Origin of the sequence: Streptomyces carpinensis (assembly GCF_002154505.1) — a bacterium.
Lineage (GTDB): Bacteria > Actinomycetota > Actinomycetes > Streptomycetales > Streptomycetaceae > Streptomyces > Streptomyces carpinensis.
Map to the genome: position 1 here is coordinate 1 of NZ_MUBM01000062.1, position 718 is coordinate 718.

Here is a 718-nt window from a genome sequence, read left to right on the forward strand (position 1 = left end):
GCCAAGCCGGCCCGTGCCCGGGCTCGTCAGCCAGTTGCGGCGAGGGTTCACGAACGCGCCGCTCGGCTTGCGGCGACGGGCCGACCGGTTGCTCACTCCTCCGCGGCAGGCACGAGACCCGATCTCGCAATCGCCTGGCCGCCGCGCTCCCGGCTCAACCTGGCGCTGCGCGCACCGCTCCTCGTGTCGCGCGACGACGCCGGTGCCGGGTCGGGCGGCGCGTAAGCCTGGCCAGTACAGCGATGAGGGACCTGCTAGCCGTTCTCTCGGCCGGGCAGGGGCGCACCGTCCAGGAATGCGCGATAGGCATCGGCGCAGTCCGGTTCTATCTCCGGGGCGGACGGGGCGTAGCGGGTGTCGGTGCGGTCCCGTTTCGGACCCGAGACCCAGAACTCTTCCTGGGAGTCGACGTCGTAGAAGTTCCCGTCGGACATGCCCCCTGCCCGGCGCAACGTCCTGCCCTGGAAACGGGCGGTCTGCCACGTCTTGGAGAAGTCCACCCAGCCGATCCAGGACGGCCCGCGGTCGGTGTCGTATCCCGTCTTCAACTGCACGAACATGATCCGTCGAGGCATGGGGACAGTTTGGCACGTCGTTGCCGGCAGCCGCGTATACGCCACAGCGCGTGAGCCGGCGGTACGCCACGAGGCGCGGCCCGTGAGGCATCGGGCGTCGACGGCCTTCCCCGGCTCGACGGTCCCGTCGGGGATGCCGGGCA

At 70.8% G+C, this 718-nt stretch carries 1 protein-coding gene; it reads right to left on the bottom strand.

All coding sequences use genetic code 11. The features are described 5' to 3' along the window. Positions 1-254: 254 nt before the first annotated feature. Positions 255-575, bottom strand: a complete 321-nt coding sequence (locus BZY54_RS09050; RefSeq protein WP_086724313.1) for a hypothetical protein — start codon at positions 573-575, stop codon at positions 255-257. Positions 576-718 lie beyond the last annotated feature (143 nt).

Coding starts and splice junctions, on each gene's coding strand:
- BZY54_RS09050 (WP_086724313.1), bottom strand. CDS start 575: ATGCCTCGACGGATCATGTTCGTGCAGTTGAAGACGGGATACGACACC.